Below are 728 nucleotides of genomic sequence, written 5' to 3'. Positions count from 1 at the left end.
TTTCCTCAGTGGCGGTCAGGAAGCCCGGCGTCGCTACCAACTGGCCGAGCGGGTGGCGGACCTGTTCGACCAATACCAGGTCTACCGGGCCGACTGGCTGGAAAGCTGGGCTGACGGGCAGGATGTGCTGCATGTCCGCGGTTCCGAGGAGCGCGCGGTACCCGCTGAGCAACTCTGGCAGCCGGCGCTGTGGCGAGCCCTGATTGCCGATATCGAGGGCAGCGGTGCGAATACCAGCCGGGCCGAGGTCCATACCCGTTTCCTGGAAGCCGCGGCCAAACTTGATGGCGATAGCCGACCGGCTCATCTGCCAAGGCGGGTGGTGGTATTCGGCCTGTCGTCCCTGCCGCAGCAAACGCTCGACGTATTGAGCGCGCTGGGCCGCTGCTGCCAGGTTATCCTGTGCGTCCACAATCCCTGCCAGTACCACTGGGCGGATATTATCGAGGACAAGGATCTGCTGCGTGCCGAACGCCAACGCCGGGCCCGCAAGCCGGGCATGCCCGTTCAACTGGACGACCACAACCTGCACCTGCACGCCAATCCGCTGCTCGCCGCCTGGGGCAAGCAGGGGCGCGATTATATTCGCCTGTTGGACCACTACGATGTGCCGGAGAGCTACGCCCACTGGCTGGACCGCGTTGACCTGTTCCGGGAAAGTGACGGCCGTTCACTGCTGCAGGATCTGCAGAACGACATCCTCAACCTGAATCCGGTGCATGAAAGCG

Annotated in this window: 1 protein-coding gene; it reads left to right on the top strand. The window is 64.0% G+C overall.

Going from position 1 to position 728, the window contains the following annotated elements:
- Positions 1-728, top strand: a 728-nt coding sequence (locus tag EZI54_RS23970; RefSeq protein WP_165495878.1) for an exodeoxyribonuclease V subunit gamma, incomplete at both ends; no start/stop codon positions are given.

This window comes from Marinobacter halodurans (genome assembly GCF_004327985.1).
Taxonomy (GTDB): domain Bacteria; phylum Pseudomonadota; class Gammaproteobacteria; order Pseudomonadales; family Oleiphilaceae; genus Marinobacter_A; species Marinobacter_A halodurans.
Note: the sequence above shows the minus strand (reverse complement) of the source record. Positions and strands in the feature narration are given on the sequence as shown.